Annotated in this window: 19 protein-coding genes and 1 tRNA gene; all 20 read right to left on the minus strand. The window is 32.4% G+C overall.

Annotation, left to right across the window (positions count from 1 at the left end; translation table 11 throughout):
• Positions 1-275: 275 nt before the first annotated feature.
• Positions 276-363 (minus strand) — tRNA-Ser (locus PHC28_RS02655).
• A gap of 168 nt (positions 364-531) precedes the next feature.
• Entirely contained in the window at positions 532-1,665 is a 1,134-nt protein-coding gene (ribB, locus tag PHC28_RS02660) for a 3,4-dihydroxy-2-butanone-4-phosphate synthase (RefSeq protein WP_300096439.1), read from the minus strand.
• Positions 1,666-1,672: 7 nt separating this feature from the next.
• Positions 1,673-3,103, minus strand: coding sequence for an LptF/LptG family permease (locus PHC28_RS02665; protein WP_300096440.1), 1,431 nt, complete (start codon positions 3,101-3,103; stop codon positions 1,673-1,675).
• 7 nt (positions 3,104-3,110) lie between these two features.
• A complete protein-coding gene (locus tag PHC28_RS02670; RefSeq protein ID WP_300096441.1) occupies positions 3,111-3,779 on the minus strand; it encodes an outer membrane lipoprotein carrier protein LolA in 669 nt (222 codons plus the stop codon).
• Between the two features lie 65 nt (positions 3,780-3,844).
• Positions 3,845-6,283, minus strand: a complete 2,439-nt coding sequence (locus PHC28_RS02675) for a DNA translocase FtsK (RefSeq protein ID WP_300096442.1) — start codon at positions 6,281-6,283, stop codon at positions 3,845-3,847.
• Between the two features lie 18 nt (positions 6,284-6,301).
• Positions 6,302-6,676 carry a diacylglycerol kinase gene (locus PHC28_RS02680; protein WP_300096443.1) on the minus strand — a complete coding sequence of 125 codons (375 nt, stop codon included), beginning with the start codon at positions 6,674-6,676 and terminating at the stop codon, positions 6,302-6,304.
• Positions 6,677-6,686: 10 nt separating this feature from the next.
• Positions 6,687-7,184, minus strand: coding sequence for a thiol peroxidase (gene tpx / locus PHC28_RS02685; RefSeq protein WP_300096444.1), 498 nt, complete (start codon positions 7,182-7,184; stop codon positions 6,687-6,689).
• Between the two features lie 158 nt (positions 7,185-7,342).
• Positions 7,343-7,600, minus strand: coding sequence for a hypothetical protein (locus PHC28_RS02690; RefSeq protein ID WP_300096445.1), 258 nt, complete (start codon positions 7,598-7,600; stop codon positions 7,343-7,345).
• Positions 7,601-7,602: 2 nt separating this feature from the next.
• Entirely contained in the window at positions 7,603-7,911 is a 309-nt protein-coding gene (locus tag PHC28_RS02695) for a co-chaperone YbbN (RefSeq protein WP_300096446.1), read from the minus strand.
• Positions 7,912-8,112: 201 nt separating this feature from the next.
• Entirely contained in the window at positions 8,113-8,751 is a 639-nt protein-coding gene (locus PHC28_RS02700; RefSeq protein ID WP_300096447.1) for a peroxiredoxin, read from the minus strand.
• Positions 8,752-8,875: 124 nt separating this feature from the next.
• On the minus strand, positions 8,876-10,474 hold the full coding sequence (locus PHC28_RS02705) for a glycoside hydrolase family 3 N-terminal domain-containing protein (RefSeq protein WP_300096448.1): 1,599 nt from the start codon (positions 10,472-10,474) through the stop codon (positions 8,876-8,878).
• Between the two features lie 198 nt (positions 10,475-10,672).
• Positions 10,673-12,010 carry an MFS transporter gene (locus tag PHC28_RS02710; RefSeq protein WP_300096449.1) on the minus strand — a complete coding sequence of 446 codons (1,338 nt, stop codon included), beginning with the start codon at positions 12,008-12,010 and terminating at the stop codon, positions 10,673-10,675.
• 15 nt (positions 12,011-12,025) lie between these two features.
• Positions 12,026-13,549: a family 10 glycosylhydrolase gene (locus tag PHC28_RS02715; RefSeq protein WP_300096450.1), complete on the minus strand. Its 1,524-nt coding sequence runs from the start codon at positions 13,547-13,549 to the stop codon at positions 12,026-12,028.
• Positions 13,550-14,049: 500 nt separating this feature from the next.
• Positions 14,050-15,321, minus strand: a complete 1,272-nt coding sequence (locus tag PHC28_RS02720; RefSeq protein WP_300096451.1) for a DUF5009 domain-containing protein — start codon at positions 15,319-15,321, stop codon at positions 14,050-14,052.
• Between the two features lie 58 nt (positions 15,322-15,379).
• On the minus strand, positions 15,380-16,651 hold the full coding sequence (locus tag PHC28_RS02725; protein WP_300096452.1) for a DUF5009 domain-containing protein: 1,272 nt from the start codon (positions 16,649-16,651) through the stop codon (positions 15,380-15,382).
• A 30-nt stretch (positions 16,652-16,681) separates the two neighbouring features.
• Complete coding sequence (locus PHC28_RS02730; RefSeq protein ID WP_300096453.1) at positions 16,682-17,890, minus strand: anhydro-N-acetylmuramic acid kinase; 1,209 nt, start codon at positions 17,888-17,890, stop codon at positions 16,682-16,684.
• A 439-nt stretch (positions 17,891-18,329) separates the two neighbouring features.
• Positions 18,330-21,329: a glycoside hydrolase family 3 N-terminal domain-containing protein gene (locus tag PHC28_RS02735; protein ID WP_300096454.1), complete on the minus strand. Its 3,000-nt coding sequence runs from the start codon at positions 21,327-21,329 to the stop codon at positions 18,330-18,332.
• Between the two features lie 215 nt (positions 21,330-21,544).
• The gene (locus PHC28_RS02740) at positions 21,545-23,053 is read right to left on the minus strand and encodes a sodium:solute symporter (protein WP_300096455.1); all 1,509 of its coding nucleotides are present in this window, start codon (positions 23,051-23,053) and stop codon (positions 21,545-21,547) included.
• A gap of 205 nt (positions 23,054-23,258) precedes the next feature.
• Complete coding sequence (murQ, locus tag PHC28_RS02745) at positions 23,259-24,077, minus strand: N-acetylmuramic acid 6-phosphate etherase (RefSeq protein WP_300096456.1); 819 nt, start codon at positions 24,075-24,077, stop codon at positions 23,259-23,261.
• Positions 24,078-24,629: 552 nt separating this feature from the next.
• A partial coding sequence (locus PHC28_RS02750; protein WP_300096457.1) for a serine hydrolase occupies positions 24,630-25,872 on the minus strand: 1,243 nt, incomplete at its 5' end.

The following is a 25,872-nucleotide window of genomic DNA, read 5'->3' on the forward strand; positions in this document are numbered from 1 at the left end:
TTTCATCGTGGTAACCTTTTAGTTGTTATTAAATTTAATTCTAATAAGACTAACACACAAGATGTACAATTTTTAAACTGGTCATTGAACTGGTTGTAATGCCTTGTGAATGCTAGGTTGAGATAAAAATCGGTTACCCTAATTTCGGGTAGTTTAGGGTAACCGATTTTATCCCTTTCAGTTCACGCATTAATGAATAATTTGATTGTATAGGAAAAGAAAAAACCCTTTAAATCATACGATTTAAAGGGTTTTAATTCAATTTGTATTTCTACTGGCGGAGAAAGAGGGATTCGAACCCCCGGACCTGTTACAGTCAACAGTTTTCAAGACTGCCGCATTCGACCGCTCTGCCATTTCTCCAATAAAGCGCATTCGATTTCTCAATGCGGTTGCAAATATAAGAACCTTTTTTTGTTTTACAAAAACTATTTTTATAAAAATAACAGCTATTTTATGGACTATTTTTTAATCGTTTCATTTCCTTGGTTTTAATCTAAAACCAAATCACGATTAAATCAGAAAATAGACCTAATATTGTACGTATTCTTCAATTTCTAGCCCGTATCCAATCATTCCCACGCGTTTCGTTTGCTCGGTATTCGACAACAATCGAATCTTCGAGATGTCGATGTCGTGCAAAATTTGGGCGCCAATTCCAAAATCTCTATTGTCCATTTTGATTTGGGGAGCTCTGAATACACCTTTGGTTTGCAAATCTTTCAATTCAATAATACGATTCAATAAATCTTCAGATTGTGATTCTTGATTGATAAAAAGTACAGCTCCCTTGCCGTCAGTATTGATCAATTCAAATAGGTCGCACAATTTCTTGTTGGCATCATTGGTAAGTGTACCCAAAATGTCATTATTGATTAATGTAGCGTTGATGCGGGTTAAAACAGATTCACCAATGTTCCAAGTTCCTTTAGTCAAGGCAATATGAACGCGATTATTGGTGGTTTGCAAGTAGGCTCTCAATCTGAAGGTACCAAAGCGGGTTTCTATCTCGAAATCTTCTTTCTTAATAATTAAGCTGTCATGTTGCATTCTATAAGCAACTAAATCTTCAATCGAAACTATTTTTAAATCAAATTTTTTGGCTACTTTGATTAATTGTGGTAAACGAGCCATAGTTCCGTCTTCATTCATAATTTCGACAATAACTCCTGCTGATTTAAATCCTGCCAATCGGGCAAAATCAATGGCGGCTTCTGTATGTCCGGTACGTCTTAAAACGCCACCTTGTTTAGCAATTAACGGAAATATATGACCTGGTCTTGCAAGATCGTGAGGTTTAGTGTCTTGGTTTACCAAGGCTAAAACAGTGGCAGCCCTATCCGAAGCAGAAATTCCAGTAGTCACTCCATTTCCTCTTAAATCAACTGAAACTGTGAAAGCTGTTTCCATTGGATCTGTATTATTGTTGACCATTGCTTGTAATCCTAATTCCTTGCAACGACTTTCGGTCAAAGGAGCACAAATCAATCCCCGACCGTGAGTAGCCATAAAATTAATCATCTCGGGAGTTACTTTTTCTGCAGCAGCAAGAAAATCGCCTTCGTTTTCTCTTCCTTCATCGTCAACAACAATAATAATTTTACCTTGTCGAATGGCTTCAATGGCTTCTTCAATAGTATTCAGTTGTATTTTATGGGAATCCATATTTTATTTATTTAGGAGATGGAAATAATTTTTTAAATGTTTTTTGAAAGGGTGCCAGTAAGACATCCATATTGATTAAACCAATATCATTTGTAGCTCTATAAGTCAATAAAATAGCTAATGGAGTTAATATAAAAGAAGAAAGCCAAGCACCTACAAAGGGTGAAAGTTGATCTTCTTGCGCTATTCGTTTACCAAAAGTATTTATAAAGTGGAAAGAAATAAAGATTAAAATTGCAAAAACTATGGGTAATCCAAGTCCTCCTTTTCGGATGATGGCTCCTAACGGTGCTCCTATAAAAAACATCAAGAAACAAGCAAAAGCAATTACAAACTTATCGTAAAATGCCAGTATATGATTATTTATATTTTTTTGCTTAAATTCCAGTTCTGTGTTGGTTTCATTGACAGAATATAGAGTGTTTTCTACGCTTGTTGCTGCAGTTTTTAAAATATCTAATTTTTGATTATTAGTATACAGCGTCAATAAATCATTAATTGGCTTATTTTTAGAAGGACTAAAAATTTTATCACTTTTATTAATTCGAATCCTTTGATTAATATTTTCCGAAAAGGATAGAATTTCAGTATTCATAGTCTTATGCAACGAATCTAGTGTATAGCTTAATTCGTTAATATTTAACATTGTATTCGTATTGCTAATACTTGCGTCATTGACATCTACCGCATTTAATTTGGAAAGGTCAATGTTGATAATGTATTTCTTAAAGGAGCTTTTAGCGAATGGCATTTTACTCCAATCTTCATATTTTTTGGGAAGGATATCTTCATAATAATAGCCATCATTTAATACCAATTGAAGTGTACTGGACTTTTCACTGCTAATCAACTCTCCATTTTTAGCTTTAATTACCGTTTTACTTCCACCACCTATCGGAGATTTTTTATGTATGGTAATTCCAGTCAAAATATTTCCGTTTTTACCTGATTTTTTATTGACTTTAATAGTATACAGACCAACATCACTAAATTGTCCTTCGGCAATAGCCAAAGCAGGTTTTAATTGAGCAATGTTTTTCCTGAAATTGATAAACTTAAATTCAGCATAAGGAATTACATTGTTGGCAAAAAAGAAGGCTACAACACTTAATATTGATATAAAAACAATCAAACTTTTCATTGCTCTTTGTAGAGAAATCCCAGCTGATTTCATCGCGGCAAATTCATAGTTTTCGGCTAGGTTTCCAAAAGTCATTATCGAAGCCAGTAATACAGATAAAGGTAAAACAAGTGGAATAATGCGGGGCATTGCAAACAATAAAAACTTGATAACCATTATTAAATCTAAATCTTTCCCCGCTAATTCGGCTATAAATAGCCAAACTGTTTGGAGGATAAATATGAAAAAGAGGATTACAAATACCATAGTAAATGTAGTCAGGAAAGTTTTTAGTAAATATTTGTCTAGAATTTTCACCTAAGGTTTAATCTAATTTATTGATGTAGTAATTTGGGTATTTACTTTCAGCAAAGGTAAATTGATTTTTTGATAAAGGTTGATTGGTTTTAAAAGAATTAACGGTTAATGTAGTTTTTGTTCCTTTCTTACCTATTTCTATCAAGTTATAGATATGTTTAGTTTGAACGTCTATGCCAAGTAATATCTCTTTTCTTTGGTCTTTAGAGCTAGTTGGTACTAATTTTATATATTGAATTTTTCTCCCTTTGATGTCTTGCAAAATATCCATTTTGTAGGCATAACCAGAATTAAAAAAAGTCAACATTTTAGAAGGAGTGATAGCATTATCATCATTTTCGTCGATTGTCGAAATGGTTACTTCTTCATCTTCGGGAACAATAGTATAGCTTTTTTTACCGTCAAAAATCTTGGTAACTCCCATAAAATTCAAAATATATTGATTACCTTTCATAGTCACATTTCCTTTGCTATCTTGATTGATATTCTCTTTAGTATTATTCAAGGAATATTTAAAATCAATAATAATATTATCGTAGCTTTTTACTTTAGAGGTTACTTGGTCTAAAAGATCTTTCGCCTTTTTATCTTGTGCTTGAATAGAAAAACTAAAAAATAGCAAGAAGATAATAGTGATAAATTTGAATTGGATGTTGTTTTGTGTTTGAGGTATCATTATACTAATTTGTTATTAAGTGGGCTTAAACAGACAATTTGTTTTATAGCTGTTACAGCGAATCACTAGGACTGTTCATTGTTGAAAAATTGATCTAGAGAACTCATATCAAGAATATTTACGCTTCGTGCTTTGCTACCTTCAAACGGGCCAACAATTCCAGCAGCTTCTAATTGATCAATTAATCTGCCTGCTCTATTGTAACCCAATTTGAGTTTTCTTTGTAACAATGAAGCGGAACCTTGTTGTGCATTTACAATTATTTCGGCGGCTTCTCTAAATAAAGTGTCTCTTTCGGAAATATCCATATCAAGATTGATGCCACTTTCTTCTCCAATAAATTCTGGAAGTAAATAAGCAGTCGAATAAGCTTTTTGAGAACCAATAAATTCAGTGATTTTTTCCACCTCGGGAGTGTCGATAAAAGCACATTGCACTCGCACTACATCATTTCCATTATGATAAAGCATATCTCCTCGACCTATTAATTGATCAGCTCCTTGACTGTCTAAAATGGTTCGTGAATCTATTTTTGAAGTTACCCTGAAAGCAATTCTCGCTGGGAAGTTGGCCTTAATTAATCCTGTAATCACATTGACAGATGGTCTTTGAGTTGCAATAATGAGGTGAATTCCAATAGCCCTTGCCAATTGTGCTAATCTAGCAATTGGTATTTCCACTTCTTTTCCTGCTGTCATAATCAAATCGGCAAATTCATCTACCACTAAAATAATATAGGGTAAAAAGCGATGTCCGTTTTCTGGATTTAATTTTCTAGACTTGAATTTTTCGTTGTATTCCTTAATATTACGAACCATTGCGTCTTTCAACAATGAATATCGATTGTCCATTTCTACACAAAGCGAATTCAAGGTATTGACAACTTTTGCATTGTCAGTAATAATAGCGTCTTCTGAATCGGGAAGTTTAGCCAAATAATGTCTTTCAATTTTATTGAAAAGTGTTAACTCCACTTTTTTGGGATCGACCAAAACAAACTTGATTTCGGCAGGATGTTTTTTGTAAAGTAGGGAAGTAATAACAGCATTCAACCCAACTGATTTTCCTTGTCCTGTTGCTCCAGCCATCAATAAATGGGGCATTTTTGCTAAATCGACCACGAAAGTTTCGTTCGAAATTGTTTTTCCCAATGCAATGGGTAATTCCATTTCAGCCTCCTGAAATTTGGCTGAGCCAATAACACTTTTCATCGAAACCATTGTAGGATTCTTGTTAGGAACTTCAATCCCGATAGTCCCTTTTCCTGGAATAGGAGCGATGATACGAATTCCCAATGCCGAAAGCGACAAGGCGATATCATCCTCTAAACTCTTAATTTTTGAAATTCGAATTCCAGCTTCAGGTACGATTTCATATAAAGTAACCGAAGGTCCAACAGTAGCTTTTATTTGTGCAATTTCGATTTTATAATTGCGAAGCGTTTCTACAATTTTATTTTTGTTTTCTTCTAATTCTTCCTGATTGATAGTAATTCCACCAGTTGAATATTCTTTCAACAAATCAATTGTTGGATATTTATAATTGGATAAATCCAAAGTGGGATCAAATAATCCAAAATCAGCTACCAATTTTGAAGCTAAGTTTTCTTCAATAATATCTTCCTCGGGTGCTTTTTCGATGACAAAATGATCATCATTAGTGTGAATAATTTCGGGTTCGTGAGTTGGAGCCACTTCCATCGGAATTGGTTTTATACTAATTTCCGAAGGATTATTGATAGTTGGTTTTAAGGCGTCTTTATTTAATTCGAATTGGGAACCAGTAGTTTTTAAATGAATTCCAGATGTTACATCTTCTTCGTCTTCAACGGCATATTCTTCCAGATTATAAGCACCGGAATCTATAGTCGAAGCATTGGAATCTAAATCTGATTTAATTTCTTTTTTGGTTCTTTCGAAAAAAGATTTTATTTTTTCGGGTGAAACTTTTATTTTGAATATAAGGTATATGATTAGTCCAAAAATTAAGACCAATAATGTTCCAGTTTTCCCTATGTAATCTTGCGAAAATAAATTCAATTCATAACCAATTGTTCCTCCCAATTCAGGTAGGGAAGTGGCAAAAAAACTAAATAAAACGGATAAAATGATAACAACGAATAAATCCCAAAACCAAATGTTTTTTAACTTCTTCAAGGAAATATCCAAAATTAAAAACAAACCAGTCAGGAAAAATAATCGAACAAAAAAGAAAGAAGCAATTCCGAAACCTTTATAAACAATTAAATCGGCAAGAAAAGCACCAAATTTTCCCAACCAATTCTGAACAGTTTCAGTTCGATCCGTTAATTGGTTTACAGCATTTTGATCTTCTTGTCCATAAATATAAAAGGAAATGAAGGCAAGCAATAAAGCAATTGAAAATAAGACTAAAAGAGAGCCATAAACAATTTTATATTGCTTGGAAACTTCCCAAGGTTTTTTTGTTTCCGTTTTTGAATCGTTCTTCTTTTCTGGAGTATCTTTTTTAACTGTTTTTGCCATTCTTGATTGTACTAATTCCTATAAAAACTTTGGTAAATAAATAATTAATCCAATTGCAATTGCTGTGAAAGCTGCAAAAAGAACGGCTCCAGCGGCAATATCTTTTATGAATCCAATGCGTTCGTGATAATCAGGATGAATAAAATCGGCAATTTTTTCGACAGCAGTATTCATTCCTTCAATGCTCATAACTAATCCGATAGAAAGGATTTGAAAAAGCCATTCTGTCTTAGTAATATTAAAGTAAAAACCAGCGATAGTCATCAAAATTGCAATTGAAAATTGCACAATCACACTATGTTCGGTTGTAATCAATTTTATAGCTCCTTTAGCAGCAAAGGAAATGCTCTTTAGTCTTCCGCTAAAGAAAGTATTGTCTTTCTGAAATTCCATTAATACGCTTTTAAAGCACTGCTAATGCAGCTTCATAATTAGGTTCGTTAGCAATTTCTGATACTTGTTCGGTGTAAAGAATGCTACCATTTTCATCAACAACAATGATTGATCTTGAATGTAACCCTGCTAATGGACCATCAATAATTTCTAAACCATTGGTCTTGCCAAAACTACCTTCTTGAAAATCAGATAGATTAACTACATTTTCGATTCCTTCAGCACCACAAAAGCGTTTTTGGGCAAAAGGTAAATCTCTAGAAATACACAATACTAATGTGTTTTCTAATTTAGAAGCACTAACGTTGAAAGTTCGAACAGAGGTAGCGCAAGTTCCTGTATCTATGCTTGGAAAAATGTTTAAAACTAATTTCTTTCCTGCAAAATCACTAAGTGTTGCGATTGAAAGATCATTTTTTACCAATTTAAAATCAGCTAGTTTTGTGCCAACTTTTGGTAATTCGCCTGAAGTGTGTATCGGATTTCCTCCTAATGTAATTGAAGCCATAATTTATAGTTTTTTTTATGTGCTTCAAAAGTATGAAATTTTATTTACGATTTAAGGTTTTGGATTTATGAATTGCATAATGTCGCAAAAAAAAACGCTCTCATTGCAGAAAGCGTTTGTGCGCATTTTATTCAAAAAGCTGTTGAAATTAGGATAGACTATTTATCTATTGATCCTAGAACTCGCTTCATAAAAGTATTTAAAGCTTCTTTTTTATCCATTCCGCCTTTGATTAATTTCTGAACTTCGAGTGCGCCATACATATTCGAAATTAATTCGCCAATCACATCTAATTCTTCCTCTTTCAAAGAAGAAACTTCAGTTAAAGCTTCAAGAACTTCGATGGTTTCAATAAGATAATCCTGGTCATTTTCTTCAATAAATTGAGATAAATGTTTGATTATAGGTAGCTTCATAATTATTTGATTTCGTTGACTAACTCAGCCAAAACTTCGGCTTTGTTCGTTTGGGTTTCGTTGACCAATTTGCCATTTACAAAAGTGGCAAACGTTGGTAAATTACTCACGTTAGCCAGTTTCCTTGATTCTGGAGAACTTTCAGCATCAACTAAAACAAAGGTCAAATTTTCATTTTCTGAGGCCAATTTTTTGAATTTTGGTTTCATAATTCGGCAATTTCCACACCAAGATGCCGAAAATTGAACGATTACTTTTTCGTTTTTAGAAACCAAATCTTGTAACGTATCTTCGTTTAATTCGATTAACATATTTTTTAAAGTTTAATTAAAATTTCTAAATTCCAAAAAACAAAACACAAAAATCTAATAAATCTCAAATTCAAAAAAAAAATTAAATTTGTAATAAAATTTCAAAACCTATAAAACAAAAAGAGATATTTATGAAAAAAAGTTTTGAGAATTAAAAAATTGGTATTTATTTGTTTTTTGGAATTTGAATTTTGTATTTTTCTAGTGTGAACCTAAATATTCCGCAGTACTGTTTCTATCAGCGTGCATTGCATCTTTTCCTTTTTCCCAGTTGGCTGGACAAACTTCTCCGTTAGTTTGAACGTGAGTGTAAGCATCAACTAAACGCAAATATTCGTTTACATTACGACCTAACGGCATATCATTTACACTTTCGTGGAAAATTTTTCCGTCTTCATCGATTAAATAAGTAGCACGGTAAGTCACGTTTGAACCCTCAACAATTACTGAATCAGTTTCGTCGCTGTAGCTAGTAGATTCAATGTCAAGAATTTCAAGGATATTTGATAAGTTGCGATTAGTGTCAGCAAGAATTGGATAAGTTACACCTTCTATTCCACCGTTGTTTTTTGCTGTGTTTAACCAAGCAAAATGCACTTCATTGGTATCACAAGAAGCACCAATTACAATTGTATTTCTTTTTTCGAATTCAGGTAAAGCGGCTTGAAAAGCGTGCAATTCAGTTGGACAAACGAAAGTGAAATCTTTTGGATACCAAAATAAAAGTACTTTTTTGTTGTTTTTTGTTGCTTCTTCGAAAATGTTAATTTTCAAATTATCGCCCATTTCAGAGATGGCGTCAACTGCAATGCTTGGGAATTTTTTTCCTACTAATGACATTTTTTTAAGATTTTAAGTTGTTATTTTTTTATTTGATACAAAGATAAACCAAAAGAGATGTTTTGTAATATAAATTTTAATTATTAATTTTTATATAACAATAGTTATTAATTATACTTTGAAATTAAATACCTTTAACTAAAACTGGCAAAGCCCCTTTGCATTCCAAATTCTCTAATAGTTGTTTTGCTACACTCTCTTGAAATTCAATGAAATCTTGATAAACTTGAATAATTCCTGTAGCAGATTTCAAATTTGGAATAACCTGTAATGCGTAGGGATTTCCAAAAACATATAAAATACATTTTTTTGAAATAATTAACTTTGCTAAGAATTGCAAAACAGATTCCTCCATATCAAAATTATTCAAAGGTTTTGCTTTTGGTACAAAAAGAGAAACAATTATTGTATCGAAATCAGACAGATCTTTTTCTAACTTCTCTATTGAATTTTCATCACCTTTTTCAAGAGCAAATTCTGGAGATGGAAGTGAGCTTGATAAAGTTTTAAAAAATACGTTTTCTACATTTTTATAAAGACTTAATTTGGCAAGTTGATCCCTGTTCTTAGCGTCAAAAACAGTCACACTATTATCGTTGTCTTTTATTTTAGTGATACAATTATCGGCTATTTTTCTATTCAAAACCGAAGTAGTTTCAAAATTGAAATTACCTATAGGTTCTGTATTACCAGTTAGAATTCCTGCTTTTTGTTTTAATTTCCATAGTCGATTAAAACTAGCTTCAATCCTTTCTGAAGTTGCATTTTTGAGTATTTCCTGAATTCCTTCGGCTACGTTTTCGGCGAAACACAAAACGTCATTTCCAGCATTAAAAGCTTCCCATTCGAGCTGTCCTTTCTTTTTATATAATTTTGAAACGCTGTGCATATTTAACGCATCTGAAATCACCAACCCATCATAACCCAACTGTTTTCGCAAAAGATCTTCAATTATGGGTTTTGATAAAGTTGCCGATGTGTTTTTTCCATCATTCAAAGCAGGAACGGCCAAATGTCCTATCATAATCGAATCGACATTATTCTCAATTCCTTTAATAAATGGAACCAATTCGTTTTCGAGTAATTGTTCCAAAGTTTCTTCTAAAACGGGCAATCCTAAATGCGAATCAACACTGGTATTTCCGTGACCCGGAAAATGCTTCAGGCAACCCAAAACGCCAACATCATTCATTCCACACAAATATTCTAAAGCAAAACGAGCCACTTTTTCTTTATTTTGACCAAAAGAGCGGTAACCAATTACGGGATTATTTGGATTGTTATTGATGTCTGCTAATGGAGCTAAATTGTAATGAATACCTGCCGATTTCAAGTCTAATCCAATTTGTTTTCCAATTTCATAAACCAAATTGATTTCGCTTTCAGGCAAAGCACCAAGTGTTATGGCATAAGGATATTGTGGTGTTTTTTCGACACGCATTGCCAATCCCCATTCAGCATCAATACTCATCAAAAGGGGAGTTGTTGTGCATTTTTGAAAACGAACAATGAGTTCTTTTAAGCGTTCAAAACTATAATCATTGATTTCAATTTTTTTCTTGGTTTCATAGTTCGTTGCAGCACTTGCACGACTATGAAAAAAGGTCAATCCACCAATATTATGTTCTTTGATTAGACGTTCAATTTCTTGCATATTTTCTTCGGTGTCGTTGATAAAAACGGCAGGAAAAAAGAATTGTCCTATTTTTTGTTTTAATGTCATTGTTTAAAATTTATGCTTGATGGTACACAGATTATATGGATTTACTTCGTAAAAACGCAGATGAAAACGGATTTTTAAAATTGTTCTAATTAATGTAATTAGTTTCTTTTTTGCAAACTATTTATTTAAATTTTAATCTTTAAGAATCAGTTCTTATCCGTGTCTTTAAGAAGTAAATCCGTGTCATCCGTGTGCAATTTATTTTATAATTTTCTTTCCATAATCGCTAGGAAAAATCAAAAAACGAGACAAAATTAATCCTGGAATTGTGGCACAAAGCACCCAAATAAAGAAATTTCCGTAACCTAAATATTCTTGAATATATCCGCTCAACATTCCAGGAAGCATCATTCCTAAAGCCATAAATCCAGTGGCGATAGAGTAGTGGGAGGTTTTCGATTCGCCTTCGGCAACGTATATTAAAAACATTGTAAATGCAGCAAATCCAAATCCGTAACCAAATTGTTCAATTATTACTGCGGCATAAATAGAAGGATTGAAATTAAAATCAATTAAAATTGGATTTAATTTAAAGTCAATAAACCAAAAGTTCAAATTTAGGATAGTTTCAGGATGAAAATGAGAAAGCAGAATAAATCCTATTATAGGGAGGTGCATTGTCAAAATCATAGGCAACATCCATTTACCAAGACCGTTTTTTGATATTGCAATTCCGCCTAAAAGTCCACCAATAACAAGTGCAATAACACCAAATGTCCCATAAGCAATACCTATATCTTGCGTTGTTAATCCCATTCCTCCAACAGATTTTTCATCAATTAAGAAAGGGGTAAGCATTTTTAACAATTGAGATTCTCCCAATCTGAATAACAAGATGAAGGCTAAAACCAAACCAATTTGTTTCTTTTGAAAAAAAGTGGAAAAAACCTTTCCAAAACTGACTTTTGGAGTTGATTGGAATTCGTTTTCGGTAGTTTTTGTTTCAATTTTTGGAGTTGAAAAATAATTATATATTGTTATTATCGCCATAATAAAACCAACTATGACCATAGTATAAGACCAAGCTTTGGTTTTGTCTCCATATTTTTGCTCCAAATAACCCGCTATTACCACTATTAATCCATTTCCAGTTAGCATAGCAAGGCGATAAAAGGTGCTTCTGATTCCTAGAAAAAAGGCTTGTTTTTCTTTGGACAAAGCCAGCATATAAAAGCCATCGCTCGCTACATCATTTGATGCTGATGCAAAAGCAGCAACCCAAAAAATAGCCAAACTCAATACGAAAAAATTACTCATTGGAATCGTTAATCCTACAATCAAAAAAGCAATAGAAATCAATAATTGCATCGTTAAAAACCACTTTCTTTTCGTTGCATAAATATCAATAAAAGGACTCCATAAAGGTTTAATTACCCAAGGTAAATACAATAAACTGGTATAAATTCCAATATCTTCATTGCTGATTCCTAGGTTCTTGTACATAATCACCGAAACTGAAAGGATAATGGCGTAAGGCAAGCCAGAAGCAAAGTTTAAAATAGGTATCCAATACCAAGGTTTAGAGTCGTTTTCCATTTAATTTATTTTCGGTTAATTAATAATTGTTGCAGCACTTTCATTACCAAAATAATCAATAAAAGTGAGAGCACAACTATTATTTTCATCTGATTTTTTTGTTGGGACACAAATCTTAATGCTATCACATTTTTCGGTTAAGCATATTTTTTCAATGATTTGACTTGGATTATTAACATCAATTTTAGAGTTAATTTTCGCACGATAAATCATAATATAGCGCACTTTACTGTTCAGTGGATATTGGATGGTAAAACTTGAATTATCAGTGTCTTTCGATATCAAATTTACTGTTGGAACATCAATAACTATTTTTTTAGAATAGGGAACAGCAGAAGGAAGTGCAGGATATTTATATTGATTTTCTAATAATAATTGAGCAACATTTCGATTTTTATTTACGAATGATTTGGCACTAAAAAACGCATTTCCTTCCACGTTTTTATAAGTTCTTGTGACATTAATTTGATTCGGAATTTCATTTGGATCGCTCCATTTTTTATCCGAATCGCTATTGATTTTATAGGTTCCGTTACCGATGTAAATAGCAGTATTTTTTGAATTTTCTGACCACCATTTCAATAGTTTTGAATAGGAAGCTTTAGGATGATCGATGCTCCAGTAGAGTTGAGGAACAAGATAATCTATCCAGCTATTTTCCATCCAAGCCAATGGATCTGCATATAAATCGTCATAATTAGTTTGTCCAGCTTGAGTGTCAGAACCTTTTGGATCAATTGATTTGTTGCGCCAAACTCCAAACGGACTAATGCCAAATTGCACCCAAGGTTTGATTTTTTTTATAGAGGAAGAAACCTTTTTTACCAAATTATTCACGTTCGAGCGTCTCCAATCATCAAGACTGAGACCGTTACCATATTTTGCAAAAGACTCGGAATCGTTAAATACTTCTCCAGCTACTTTATAAGGATAAAAATAATCATCAAAATGGATGGCATCGATGTCATAATTTCGAACTACTTCATTAACAACGGAAACCAAAAGTGTTTGAACTTCGGGCAAAGCAGGATTGTAATAATATTTTCCACCATATTTAATCATCCAATCGGGATGTTTGTAGAAATCGTGGTTAGGACTTAAGATTTCTGTTTTCAAATCCATAGTTGCGCGATATGGATTTAACCAAGCGTGAAATTCGAAACCTCTGGCGTGAGCTTCAGTAATCATCCATTCCAGTGGGTCAAAATAGGGACTTGGAGCTTTTCCTTCTTTTCCTGTCAAATAGCGTGACCAAGGTGCTAATTCAGAAGGGTAGAACGCATCGCCTACACTTCGAATTTGAACAATTACGGCGTTGTAATTCAGCTTTTTATAAGTATCTAAAATTTCAATAAAATCAGCTTTTTCTTTTTCGATGGAATCTGTTCTCTTTTTTGGCCAGTCAATATTTTCTACCGTAGCAATCCAAACTGCACGGAATTCATTCTTTGGATTAGTTGATTTTTCTTGTGCATTTCCATTCGAAAACGAAAATGCAATTAGGGAAATTAGTAGTAGAATGTACTTGTATTGATTCATTTTTATTCTAAATTATGTAAAAATCAAAAGTAGTTTTTTTGGAGAAGTTTATCCTATAAAATTTTGATAAAGTTCAGTTTTAGTTGTTGCTGCAATTTCTTTGCCAAATAATTGAATATGACTATCCGTCACTTGCACCATTTTTGAAAATGGCACACGGATGACACGGATTTAAACCTATAAAAACGTATTTTTTTATTAATAGCAGCGAAAATCTGTCTGATCCATATCATCTGCGTGCTTTATTGGGTTATTAGTCCGCTTAAGTAACGAGAAAGATATAATGTCGCAATTATTAAAAAGAGTTTTTGCCACAGATTAAGGAGGATTAAAAAGATTTTTAAGCTAATTAACTAATTAATCTGTGCTAATCTGTGACCCGAGCGATAGCGAACAGGCGAAGCAAATCTGTGGCAAAGGAATTCATTAAAATACAACATTAAATTTTAGCTATTACTTAGCAGACAGTCATATAATTGAAATACTTTATTCTTTGTAAATTACACTTTAAAAATCAATCTGTTTTTATATAAAATCCATAAAATAAGTGACCAGAAAAGAGCATATATTAGTGCAAAAGCTAATGACGCATTCATTGGATTACTAAAAAAGGGCTTAATATCAACAGTATAAAAGTAATTTTGAAGACTGATTTGTTCCGTTTTATTTTCTGGATTTTGAACTGTAATTGCATTCAAAGTCCTTGGAATAATTCCTGAAAAAAAGAAAACTATCATAGGATTAACCCCCCAAATTAAAAACAGCTTCGTCCATTTTTTATAGTTGGCAATTTCAATTATATAGTATAAAAAGGTTAGAATAAGTATTGCTAATCCCGCAGTATATAAGACGTAAGAACTGGTCCAAAGTGATTTGTTGATGGGAAATACGCTGTTCCAGATTAAACCAAGAATTACCAGAACAACACCAATAATTCCTGTTTTTTTTGCAATTTCCATTTTTGGAATTTGTAGGTTTAGTATTTGTCCAATGAACATTCCTAAAATTCCTGTGGCTATGGCAGGCAATGTGCTTAAAATTCCTTCTGGATCCCAAGTTTTGGAATAACTCCATAAATGTCCGTTTAAAACTGAATTGTCCAACCAAGCAGCCAAGTTGGTTCCTTTTTCAAAATTTGCTACACCAAATCCAGGAACTGGGACAAAAGCCATTAAAATCCAATAAGTTAATACTATTGCAACTGCAACTAGAAGTTGTATTTTTTGGGTTGTTTTCAGATATAAAATAGAGGCAAAGAAATATACAATTCCTATTCGTTGTAAAACACCAGGAATTCTGACGTCTTTATACTCTTCTATTTGGCTATAAGCCAGAAATAGGAGTATTACAAGAATTCCCGAAACTAAATACGTTTTAATTTTTGGACTGAATTTCCCCAAGAGAGCAAAAGCAACCGAAAAAGTTATAACTAGTCTCAAGATTAATATAGAGATTCCTTCTATGCCAAATAATTCAATTCTATTAAAATAATTCAAGAATAATCCAAGGCAGAAAATTCGTAAGGAGCGAACAATAATTTTATTAAAAACGGCAAAATCAAATTGTTTATGTGGCATTGCAAATGGGATTGCAGTTCCCATTATAAAAACAAAAAATGGAAAAACCAAGTCAGTTGGGGTGCAACCGTTCCATTCGGCGTGTTCTAAAGGAGGATAAATCGAATCCCAACTTCCTGGATTATTGACAATAGTCATCAATAAAATAGTGAATCCCCTGAATACATCTAGCGAAATTAAACGTTCTTTAGTCATTGTTTTTGATTTAAAATTGATGAAAATGAGTTACTAATTTTTCTGTTTTTCAGGTTAATTACACTTTAAAAATTAGTTTATTTTTATATAAAATCCATAAAATAAGAGACCAGAAAAGGGCATATATCAAGGCAAAAGCTAATGACGCATTCATTGGATTGTTAAAAAAAGGCACGACATAAAAGGTATAAAAGTAATCTTGAAGATTAATTTGTTCCGTTTTAATTTCTGGATTTTGAACCTCTATAGCACTCAAAACCCTTGGAATTATTTCTGAAAAGTAGAATACAATCATAGGATTAACCCCCCAAATTAAAAATAACTTTGTCCATTTTTTATAGTTGGCAATTTCAATTATATAGTATAAAAAGGTCAAAATCAGTATTGCTAATCCCGCGGTGTATAAGACGTAAGAACTGGTCCAAAGTGATTTGTTGATGGGAAATATGATGTTCCATATTAAACCAAAAATTACCAGAATAGCTCCAATAATTCCTGTTTTTTTTGCAATTTCCATTTTTGGAATTTGTAGGTTTAGTGTTTGCCCAATGAACATTCCAATAATTCCTGTGGCTATAGCAGGCAATGTGCTTAAAATTCCTTCCGGATCCCAAGTTTTGGCATAACTCCATAAATGTCCATTTAAAATAAAATTGTCAAACCAAGCTGCCAAGTTGGTACCTTTTTCAAAATTTGCTGCACCAAATCCCGGAACTGGGACAAAAGCCATTAAAATCCAATAAGATAATAAAATTGAAGTTGCAACTAGAAGTTGTGTTTTTTGGGTTGTTTTCAAATATAAAATTGAGGCAAATAAATATACAATTCCTATTCGCTGTAAAATACCAGGAATTCTGACGTCTTGATATTCTTCTATTCGGCTGTAGGCTAAAAATAATAGTATTGTAAGAATTCCAAAGACTAAATAGGTTTTAATTTTTAAACTAAAATTTCCTAAAAGAGCAAAACCAACTGCCAACGAAATAATTACTCGGAGGATTAATAAAGAGATTCCTTCTAAACCAAATAATTCTATTCTTCCAAAATAACCCAAGAATAATCCAAGGCAGAAAATTCGTAGGGAGCGAACAATAATTTTATTAAAAACGGCAAAATCAAATTGTTTATGTGGCATTGCAAATGGGATTGCCGTTCCCATTATAAAAACAAAAAATGGAAAAACCAAGTCAGTTGGGGTGCAACCGTTCCATTCGGCGTGTTCTAAAGGAGGATAAATCGAAGCCCAACTTCCTGGATTGTTGACGATGGTCATCAATAAAATAGTAAAACCCCTGAATACATCTAGTGAAGTTAAGCGTTCTTTAGTCATTGTTTTTTTGTTTTTAATTAGCTTAGCTTTTTAGCTTGGAAATGAAATTTTACCCATTGAAACTGATGGAATTCCTTTGCGCAAGCCAAAATTTGAATCACCGCCAGAAACTGTTTCATTTGCTAAAATAGCGAATAGTATCGCCTCTTTTGCATCACCTGAAATTCCCAAAACATCCGTTTTTAAAAAATTACAAGGCAATAGTTCTTTCAGCCAACTTACTAATAATGGATTGTGAGCACCTCCTCCCGACATATAAACGGTAAAATCTTCTATAGTATTTTTTGTGTTTTTTGTGGCATAAGTAATTGCTTCGGCTATGGTTTCGGCACTAAATCGGGTTAATGTTGCTAATAAATTCTGGATAGAAATAGTTTCGGTATTACTTTCAGTTTGGGCTTTTTTGACGTATTCAAGATTAAAAAGTTCAGGTCCTGTGGTTTTAGGAAAAGAATCTTGGAAGAATTTATTCAATTTCAACGCATCCAAAAGGGACTGATTTACAACCCCTTGTTTTGCAATTTCAGCATCTTTATCATATTCTTTTTCAGGGAAATATAATCTTGTAAAAGCATCAATAAGTGTATTGCCAGTGCCTGTATCTGTTACGAAAACCTCTTCTGGATTCAAACTCGAGGGTAAATAGGTGAAATTTGAAATACCTCCCATATTGAGCATAATTCTATTTTCGCCTTTTTTGCCAAAGATAAAATAATCTCCGTAAACCGCCAATGGTGCTCCTTCACCACCTGCGGCGAGATGTTTTTGTCTGAAATCAGAAATTGTAATGATACCCGTTTTTACGGCAATATGATCGCCATCTCCGATTTGTAAGGTAGCATTTGGGAATTTTTCTTGCTGGTGCAAAATCTTTGGCGTGTGAAATACAGTTTGTCCGTGTGAAGCAATTAAATCGACTTCATTTTTAGATATATTCCAATGCTTTAAGCATTCGATAATCATATTGGCGTGGAGTATTCCAATCCATTCATTCAATACGACCAGTTTTTGAAAATCAATGGTTTGCTTGGCAAAAACGTTTCGGATTTCTGTTTTTATATCTTCCGAATAGTCAACAGTTTCGAATTGTAATAATTTAACTTCCGTAGCTTCGCCTGAACCCGAAATTTCACATAAAGCTACATCTAAACCATCCAAAGAGGTGCCAGACATCAGACCAATAATGGTGCGTGATGGTTTTTGGGCAATTTGATATAACGATTTTAGATTTTTGTTCATTTTTGATTTTTTACTAAAAGGAATACTACTATTTTTTTTTAATTTCCTAGAATTTAGATGTAATTTTTTATGACTGTCTATTACTAGTACCAATCGAAAATCTAAATTATTTTATTTTAAAATAAAGTTTTTTTCTTGAAACCATTAAGAAATTAAGGCTCGTTAAGTGTTATAAGTAATAGCTAAAATTTAATGTCGTATTTTAATGAATTCCTTTGCCACAGATTTGCTTCGCCTGTTCGCTATCGCTCGGGTCACAGATTAGCACAGATTAATTCGTTAATTAGCTTAAAAATATTTTTAATCCTTCTAATCTGTGGCAAAAACTCTTTTTAATAATTGCGACATTATATCTTTCTCGTTACTTAACTTAATTTCTTAATGGTTAAAAAAATATAATAAAAACTTTGGTATTCTTAACAGACAGTCATATAAATTTTTATTTTATGATTGACTCCTGAATTATTTTCTGAATATCTTCCCGAATTCTTTCTTTGGACAATTTGTTTCCTTCGTTAGGAATTACCGGATAAGTTCTATTTGACAATAAAACATAAACGATTTCGGTTTCTGGATCAACCCAAGCTATATCTCCTGTGAAGCCAGTATGACCAAAACTAGATTCGGAAACGCAATTGCAAGTAGAACCCTCTTTGCCTAATCTTTTGTCAAAACCTAAACCTCTATGAACTCCTTCGGCACAAAAGTAGCAAGTATTAAAATCATCGAATGTCTTTTCGGAGAAATATTGATGGTTTCCGTAATTTCCTTTTTGTAAAAATAGTTGCATCATTTTGGCAACATCCATTGCATTAGAAAAAATTCCGGCGTGACCTGCAATTCCGCCTTCTATAGCTGAACCTTGGTCATGAACATAACCTTGGATGACTTGGTGTCGAAAATAATTGTCAATTTCTGTTGGTGCAATTACGCTTTTGTCAAATTTTTGCAAAGGATTATATAGCGTATAATTCATTCCAAGAGAATTGTAGAAGTTTTCACGGCTAAGGACATCCAACTTTTTATGGGTGGCCTTTTCTAAATATTCTTTCAGAATCATAAAGGTTAAATCACTGTATTTGTACTCTTTTTTTGAAGATAGAGGACTATCGGCAATAATTTTCATAATAGTATCGTGATAATCATTTCGGATAAATAGACTGTCGGCGACCTTTCTTGAAAACTGGGAATCAAAGGTTTTGCTATAATATTTTTTCAATGGCATATTTGAACCATCCAATGTTGTTTTGTAAAATGGAATCCAAGCTACAAGACCAGCATAGTGGGAAAGTAAATCCTTGAAAAGAATATCTTTCTTATTGGAATTTGCAAAATACGGAAGCATCGTTCCTAATTTTGTATCCAAAGCTACTTTATTTTGGTCATACAATTGCATCACATTTGGAAGTGTAGCAATCATTTTCGAAAGGGAAGCAACATCATATAAATCAGAATTTAAAACTTTTTCAATAGTGTCATAAGTATGAAAACCATAAGATTTTTGATAAATGACTTTTCCTTTTCGAGCCACAAGAACTTGAATTCCTGGGGTCATTTTGCCATCAATTGCTTTTTGTGCCAAAGAGTCAATTTTAGATAAAATCAATGGATTCATACCTACATTTTCAGGAGCTGTAAAACCCAAACGATTCATTTTTTCTGTCGATAAACCATCATTTACTTTGAAGGCAGTATTGATTGAAACTGGTAGTTTTCCTTTGGCTTCAATTGCTCCAAATAGCAGCTCAGCTGAAACTTCCTGAGAAATATTTGAATTTTGGTAGGAAACTACAAGTCCTTCAATAGTATCAAAATTTGTTATTGGCAGCAGTGAATAGGGTTTTACAAAAACATCAAGAATTACTTTATTGTTTTTTGCAATTTCTTGTAACCAAAGCAATTCCGTTTCCGAAAAATCTTGTTTTTCCCATGCTTTGTCTAATTTATGAAAACCAACGATTACCGTATTGTATTTTTTGAGTTCAATATTTAAACTGTCGATATTGGTGTTTGATACTTCGGTAACTTCTGTGTATTTTTTTAATGTTGACACGAAGGAACTATTTGGACCATCTCCTAATTTTACGTAGGCAATTTTTTGATTTAGATTTTTGATAGGAAGTATTTCCTCCTTGTTTTGCAAAACGGTAACTGCATTTTCATATAATTGATATTGCAGTGCATCATTTAGAGTAGGAGTAAGGTCGTGTATTAAACTTGAGGTTTCAATTGGTTTATAATTATTTAATCCTGCTTTAAATTTATAGTGCAATATTTTCTTGGCAGAATATGCCAAACGATCTTCTGAAATAGTTCCTTCATTATAGGCAGTTTTAATTTTTTCAATGGACAATGGCACATCGTCTGGACAAAGCAGGATGTCGTTTCCTGCCATAAATGCAGCTAAGTCAATATCTCCAGGACCTTTAAAGTTGCTTGCGCCTTTCATTCCGAGAGCATCCGTAAAAATTAAACCTTCAAAACCCAGTTGGTTCTTGAGTATATCAGTTACCACATTATGCGAAATTGATGTAGGGCAATTTTCTTGTGGTTCCAGACTTGGAATATTGAGATGGGCAACCATTACAGAAGCTAACCCTTCATCAAACATTCGTTTGTAAGGATACAATTCTACTAGATTAATACGCTCTTTTGTAAAATTAACTGTCGGTAATGTTTTATGGGAATCGGTTGAAGTATCTCCGTGTCCAGGGAAATGTTTGCCTGTGCAAAAAATACCTTGACTTTGTTCCCCTTGCATTAAAGCGATGGCTTTATCGGTAACACTAACTTTGCTTTCTCCAAAAGAACGAAATCCAATTATAGGATTTTTAGGATTGGTATTGATGTCGATAACTGGAGCAAAATTGAAATGTATTCCCATTCGTTTGCTTTCCTTACCAATATTTGTCCCAACTTTTTCGATTAATTTCAAATCTTGAATGGCACCCAATGTCATATTCCAAGGATAACGATAAGTAGAATCTAATCGCATACTCAAACCCCATTCGCCATCAATTGCGATGAATAGTGGAACCTTGGCTTCAGCTTGATACCGATTGGTTAAATTGGCTTGACGAACTGGCCCGCCTTGAAAAAAAATAAGACCTCCAACTTTATATTCCTGAACCAATTTATCAATGCCTTCGACCTCAGTGGAATCTCTATTAGAATAGGCTGAGACCATAAAAAGTTGTCCTACTTTTTCCTCAAGAGACATTTTATTATAAATGCTGTCAACCCAATGAGTTTCGGTATCAGAATCTTTGAAAAAAGTTTTTCTTTCAGATTTGATTTTAGGAATATAGGTTTCATTATTTTCTGTAATAATGGGGTTTTTTAGAGGAAGACTGGAAATCTTACTTTTTTTAGTCGCACAATTAGTGATCAAAATTAATAAGGCAAGATAGAAACTAATTTTTGTAATGTAATTTTTCATTAAATATTGAATTATAGTTTTTTTAATATTGAACACCATCAACTTTTTAACACTTTTAGAATTTAATCTCTTTTGGTTTTATTCCTCGAAGCTCTGCTTCGATTTGTTTTTTTGCCACAGATTTCACAGATTTTTTTTTTGTGTGCGAATTTGTGTTTTACTTTGTCAATACCTAGTGGTTTTCACCCCGAGGTAGTTTGTTTTTTAAGAACTGTTTATAAACTTATTTTTTCAACGGAAGTCTTACTGATTAGGTATAACCCAATAAAAGTAATTATTCCATTTATTAGTATTAATTCATTGTCAAAAACATATCCAAAAAACAATATTTTTGAATTTTCATTGATAAGATAAGTTGCCATTGGAGACATTAAGCATATAAAAGGAACTAGTTTATCGTTTACTTTTTTTGATTTCAGAAATAATCCAAAAGCATATAATCCTAATAACGGACCATAAGTGTAGGATGCAACTTTAAATATCATCCCAACAACTGAGCTGTCGTTAATTGAATTAAAAATTAAAATAACTAAAAATACCAATGCAGAAAAACTAATATGCACAAAATTTCTAGTTCTTATTGTATTTTTTTTGGAACGGTTTTCGGTTTTATCCATACCAAGAAAATCAACACAAAAAGAGGTTGTAAGTGCTGTTAATGCAGAATCAGTAGTGGCAAATGTAGCTGCAATAAGTCCTAATAAAAATATTATTGCAGGAATTAAAGACAAATGGTTTAGTGCGATTTCTGGAAATAACAAATCAGTTCTCGGTTTATTTGTAATAGAATCCAAAGGAATGGCGATGCCGTTTTTGTCTGCATAAATATAAAGTAAAGCCCCAACGCTCAAGAAAAAAATATTGATTATAACGAATATTCCCGTGAAGGTAAACATGTTTTTTTGTGCTTCGCCAATGTTTTTGCAACTGAGATTTTTTTGCATTAAGTCTTGGTCAAGACCAACCATGGCGATAGTAACAAGCATTCCACCCAAAATTTGTTTCACAAAATGAAATTTGCTGGTCATAAAATCATCAAAGAAAAACACTTTTGAGTAATTGCTTTTTTTTACTTCATAAAAGGCTTCTACTAGACTTAAATTTAAACTATCACAAATAAAATAGATGGTTAGAAATACTGATGAAACAAGAAAAAAAGTTTGCAAAGTATCTGTAATAATTATCGTTTTAAGTCCTCCTCTGTAGGTATAAGAAAAAATTAAAACTAACGATAGTAATACCGTCAAAGAAAACGGAATTTTATAATAATCGAAAACGAAACGTTGCAATACAATTACAACAAGATAGAGCCTGAATGCAGAGCTAACGGTTCTACTTATCAAGAAAATTGAGGAAGCAGTTCTATAACTATACAAACCCATTCTTTTTTCTATGTAACCATATATAGAGGTTAAATTCATTCTATAATAGAGAGGCAATAGTAATTTTGTGATAATAATAAATCCTAGTGCATTACCCAAAACAAACTGAAAATATTTGAATTGTTCTCCACTTGGAGCACCAACCTCTCCTGGAACAGATATAAATGTTACACCCGATAGAGCAGTTCCTATCATTCCGAAAGCTACTAAATACCATTTTGAATTTTTATTGGCTTTGAAAAACGCCTCATTGCTATCATCTTTTTTACTTACTACGTGTGATATGTAGAATAAAATTCCGAAGTAGAAAATGATAAGAATTAGTATTGTACTTGGTGTCATTTTTATTAAAATTTTAATAATAGTATGCCATTTGATTTATGAGATTTCACTTTTAATAAAGGATGATTTTTATGTCAAATTAAACACTGTTGCCACTATTTATGCTACTTGTATTGGATATAATGGACATTAACAGTGTTCAAAATGACAAAAACTAAATCAAACCTATTATCTTAAAAAAACGATTGAATGTTAATTTCGTTTTCTATATTTTTTTCATAGCCATTAAAACGGCTCTGACACTCTTGTGTTCTTCAAGTAATTTTGCTGCTTGCATCTTATCAATATTTAGTTCTTCGACAATCATTTTCACGCCTCTTTTTACCAATTTTTTATTTGATAATTGCATATCAACCATTTTGTTGCCTTTTACACGACCCAGTTTAATCATAACTGATGTTGTAATCATATTTAGAACTAATTTTTGAGAAGTTCCAGATTTCATTCGTGTGCTTCCAGTAAGAAATTCGGGGCCTACTATTAATTCTATCGGAAAATCAGCTTCTTTAGAAATTAGACTTAAACTATTACAAGAAATACTTCCAGTTATGATATTATTTTCTCTAGCTTTTTTTAATCCACCAATGACATAAGGAGTGTTGCCCGATGCTGCAATTCCTATAACAACATCTAATGTAGATATGTCATATTTTTTTAGATCTTTCCAAGCCTGATGAATGTCGTCTTCTGCATTTTCAACGGCTTTTCTTATTGCCGAATCTCCTCCTGCAATAATTCCAATGACCCAATCATCAGGAACTCCGAAAGTAGGTGGACATTCTGATGCGTCAAGAACTCCAATTCTACCAGAAGTACCCGCACCTATATAAAATAATCTACCACCAGTTTTCATTTTAGAAACGATGACATCTACTAATTTTTCAATTTTAGGTATTTGTTTTTCTACAACTTCTGGCACTTTTTTATCTTCGGCATTGATGTTAATGAGTAATTCTTGAGTACTCATTTTATCTAAATTAGAGTATAAGGATTCTTGCTCAGTATCTGGATTGTTTCTTTTCATTTTTATTTTTATTTTTTGAATATTTTTTATTGTTTATAAAACCTGTTTTTTTGATCTTCTATTTTTACTTTTTTAGAGAATTCAAGTCATAAATAAAAGCACAATCTACAGCTAATTTGATATTATTTTTCATTATTATCAGTTACTTGGACCAATTTTGAAAATGGCACACGGATGACACGGATTTAAACCGATAAAAACGGATTTTTATATTAATATCAGCGAAAATCCGTTTAATTCGTGTCATCTGCGAGCTTTATTGGGTTATTAGTCCGCTAAGTGGACAGTCATATTATTTTTTCTATTTTAAAATTTGACTCTTTTGAAATAGATTTTAATTCTATTTATAATTAATTCTATTTATAATTAATTCTATTTATAATTAATTCTATTTATAATTAATTCAATTTATATTCTCCACTAGAGCTTCTATCAAAACTAAAAAGCAGAAGCTCTCGGTGAAGAACCAACTAACTAAACTAACTATTTTTTAACTATAATATTTGTCTTTTTTGATCTAGCAATGGGTATTGTCTAAAAAAAATTATTATTTTATTGATTGTGTTTTAAAACAGCTTCGAAAACCTGCTGACGTATTATATTTGGATTGAAATATTCTCCGTTTTCCTGTAATCCAATATTCTGCCTGTTGATTAATAATAATACTGAAATTTTATTTTTTGGAATTACTGCAATGCTAGTTCCAGTAAAACCCGTATGTCCGAAAGTTCCTTCGGGACCGTTTTTCATAAAGGCATTTTTTGGATCCATCATCCAACCGATACCATTATTAAATTTATCTTTTGTTAGAAATTCTTTTATGGTTACTTCAGAAATAAATGTTTTGGAACCTACTTTTCCTTTATTAGCAAGCATATCAACCAGTTTTTGAATGTCGTCAATTGTCGAAAATATTCCTGCTGCACCTGAAATTCCGTTGTTTGCATACCAAGTATTGCCATCATTTGATTCTCCTTTTAGAGTATATTTACGCCATCCGTTCCATTGGGTAGGGTCAATTTCTTTTACTTTAAATCCTAGTATCGAATCATAAACCATTCTTTTTTCATAAGGATTTCCGTGAGAAGTAGCCGCTATTTTTTTATAATGTGTTGTAGTTAGCGGATTAAAAGTTGTATTTTTCATTCCTAGAGGGACAAAAATATTTTGTTTCATAAATTGTTCTAAGGGGAGTTTAGAAACAATTTCTACAATTTCTCCAAGAAGAACAAATCCTAAATCGCTATAACGTCGTTGCCCTCCAACAGGAAACATAAGAGGAAGCTCTTCTATTAACTTATAGCTTTCCTGTTTGTTCGAAGCTCGATAATAAAGCGGATACCATTCATAAAGTCCTGCAGTGTGAGTAAGAAGATGGTGTAAGGTAATATCCTTTTTTTCGGGGGTATCAAAAGCTTTGATATACTTACTTACAGGGTCTTCAACATTAAGAAGTCCTCGGTCTTGCAATAACATAATAGAGGTTGTGGTTCCAACAACTTTGGTGAGAGAAGCAATATCAAAAAGATGTTCTTCCGTCATTTTCTCTAACGGATTTATATGCTGATGGTCAAAATTATATTTTTGGGCATATCCATAAGCATGTTTATAAATACTATTTTTGCCCATTTTTATTTGGATTACAGCTCCAGGAATTTTGTCTAGATTAATTTGTGTTTGGATGATGCTGTCTACTTCGGCAGCCAAACTTCTTTTATTTGCTTTCAAATTAAGATTCTGACCATTTGAAATTAAGCCAAAAGAGGCGAATAAAATTGTTAAAAAAAAGGATTGT

Origin of the sequence: Flavobacterium sp., from assembly GCF_028712645.1 — a bacterium.
Classification (GTDB): Bacteria; Bacteroidota; Bacteroidia; order Flavobacteriales; family Flavobacteriaceae; genus Flavobacterium.

Coding starts and splice junctions, on each gene's coding strand:
- ribB (WP_300096439.1), bottom strand. CDS start 1,665: ATGGATTCCCATAAAATACAACTGAATACTATTGAAGAAGCCATTGAA.
- PHC28_RS02670 (WP_300096441.1), bottom strand. CDS start 3,779: ATGATACCTCAAACACAAAACAACATCCAATTCAAATTTATCACTATT.
- PHC28_RS02675 (WP_300096442.1), bottom strand. CDS start 6,283: ATGGCAAAAACAGTTAAAAAAGATACTCCAGAAAAGAAGAACGATTCA.
- PHC28_RS02680 (WP_300096443.1), bottom strand. CDS start 6,676: ATGGAATTTCAGAAAGACAATACTTTCTTTAGCGGAAGACTAAAGAGC.
- tpx (WP_300096444.1), bottom strand. CDS start 7,184: ATGGCTTCAATTACATTAGGAGGAAATCCGATACACACTTCAGGCGAA.
- PHC28_RS02690 (WP_300096445.1), bottom strand. CDS start 7,600: ATGAAGCTACCTATAATCAAACATTTATCTCAATTTATTGAAGAAAAT.
- PHC28_RS02695 (WP_300096446.1), bottom strand. CDS start 7,911: ATGTTAATCGAATTAAACGAAGATACGTTACAAGATTTGGTTTCTAAA.
- PHC28_RS02700 (WP_300096447.1), bottom strand. CDS start 8,751: ATGTCATTAGTAGGAAAAAAATTCCCAAGCATTGCAGTTGACGCCATC.
- PHC28_RS02705 (WP_300096448.1), bottom strand. CDS start 10,474: ATGACATTAAAACAAAAAATAGGACAATTCTTTTTTCCTGCCGTTTTT.
- PHC28_RS02710 (WP_300096449.1), bottom strand. CDS start 12,010: ATGGAAAACGACTCTAAACCTTGGTATTGGATACCTATTTTAAACTTT.
- PHC28_RS02715 (WP_300096450.1), bottom strand. CDS start 13,549: ATGAATCAATACAAGTACATTCTACTACTAATTTCCCTAATTGCATTT.
- PHC28_RS02720 (WP_300096451.1), bottom strand. CDS start 15,321: ATGACTAAAGAACGTTTAATTTCGCTAGATGTATTCAGGGGATTCACT.
- PHC28_RS02725 (WP_300096452.1), bottom strand. CDS start 16,651: ATGACTAAAGAACGCTTAACTTCACTAGATGTATTCAGGGGTTTTACT.
- PHC28_RS02730 (WP_300096453.1), bottom strand. CDS start 17,890: ATGAACAAAAATCTAAAATCGTTATATCAAATTGCCCAAAAACCATCA.
- PHC28_RS02735 (WP_300096454.1), bottom strand. CDS start 21,329: ATGAAAAATTACATTACAAAAATTAGTTTCTATCTTGCCTTATTAATT.
- PHC28_RS02740 (WP_300096455.1), bottom strand. CDS start 23,053: ATGACACCAAGTACAATACTAATTCTTATCATTTTCTACTTCGGAATT.
- murQ (WP_300096456.1), bottom strand. CDS start 24,077: ATGAAAAGAAACAATCCAGATACTGAGCAAGAATCCTTATACTCTAAT.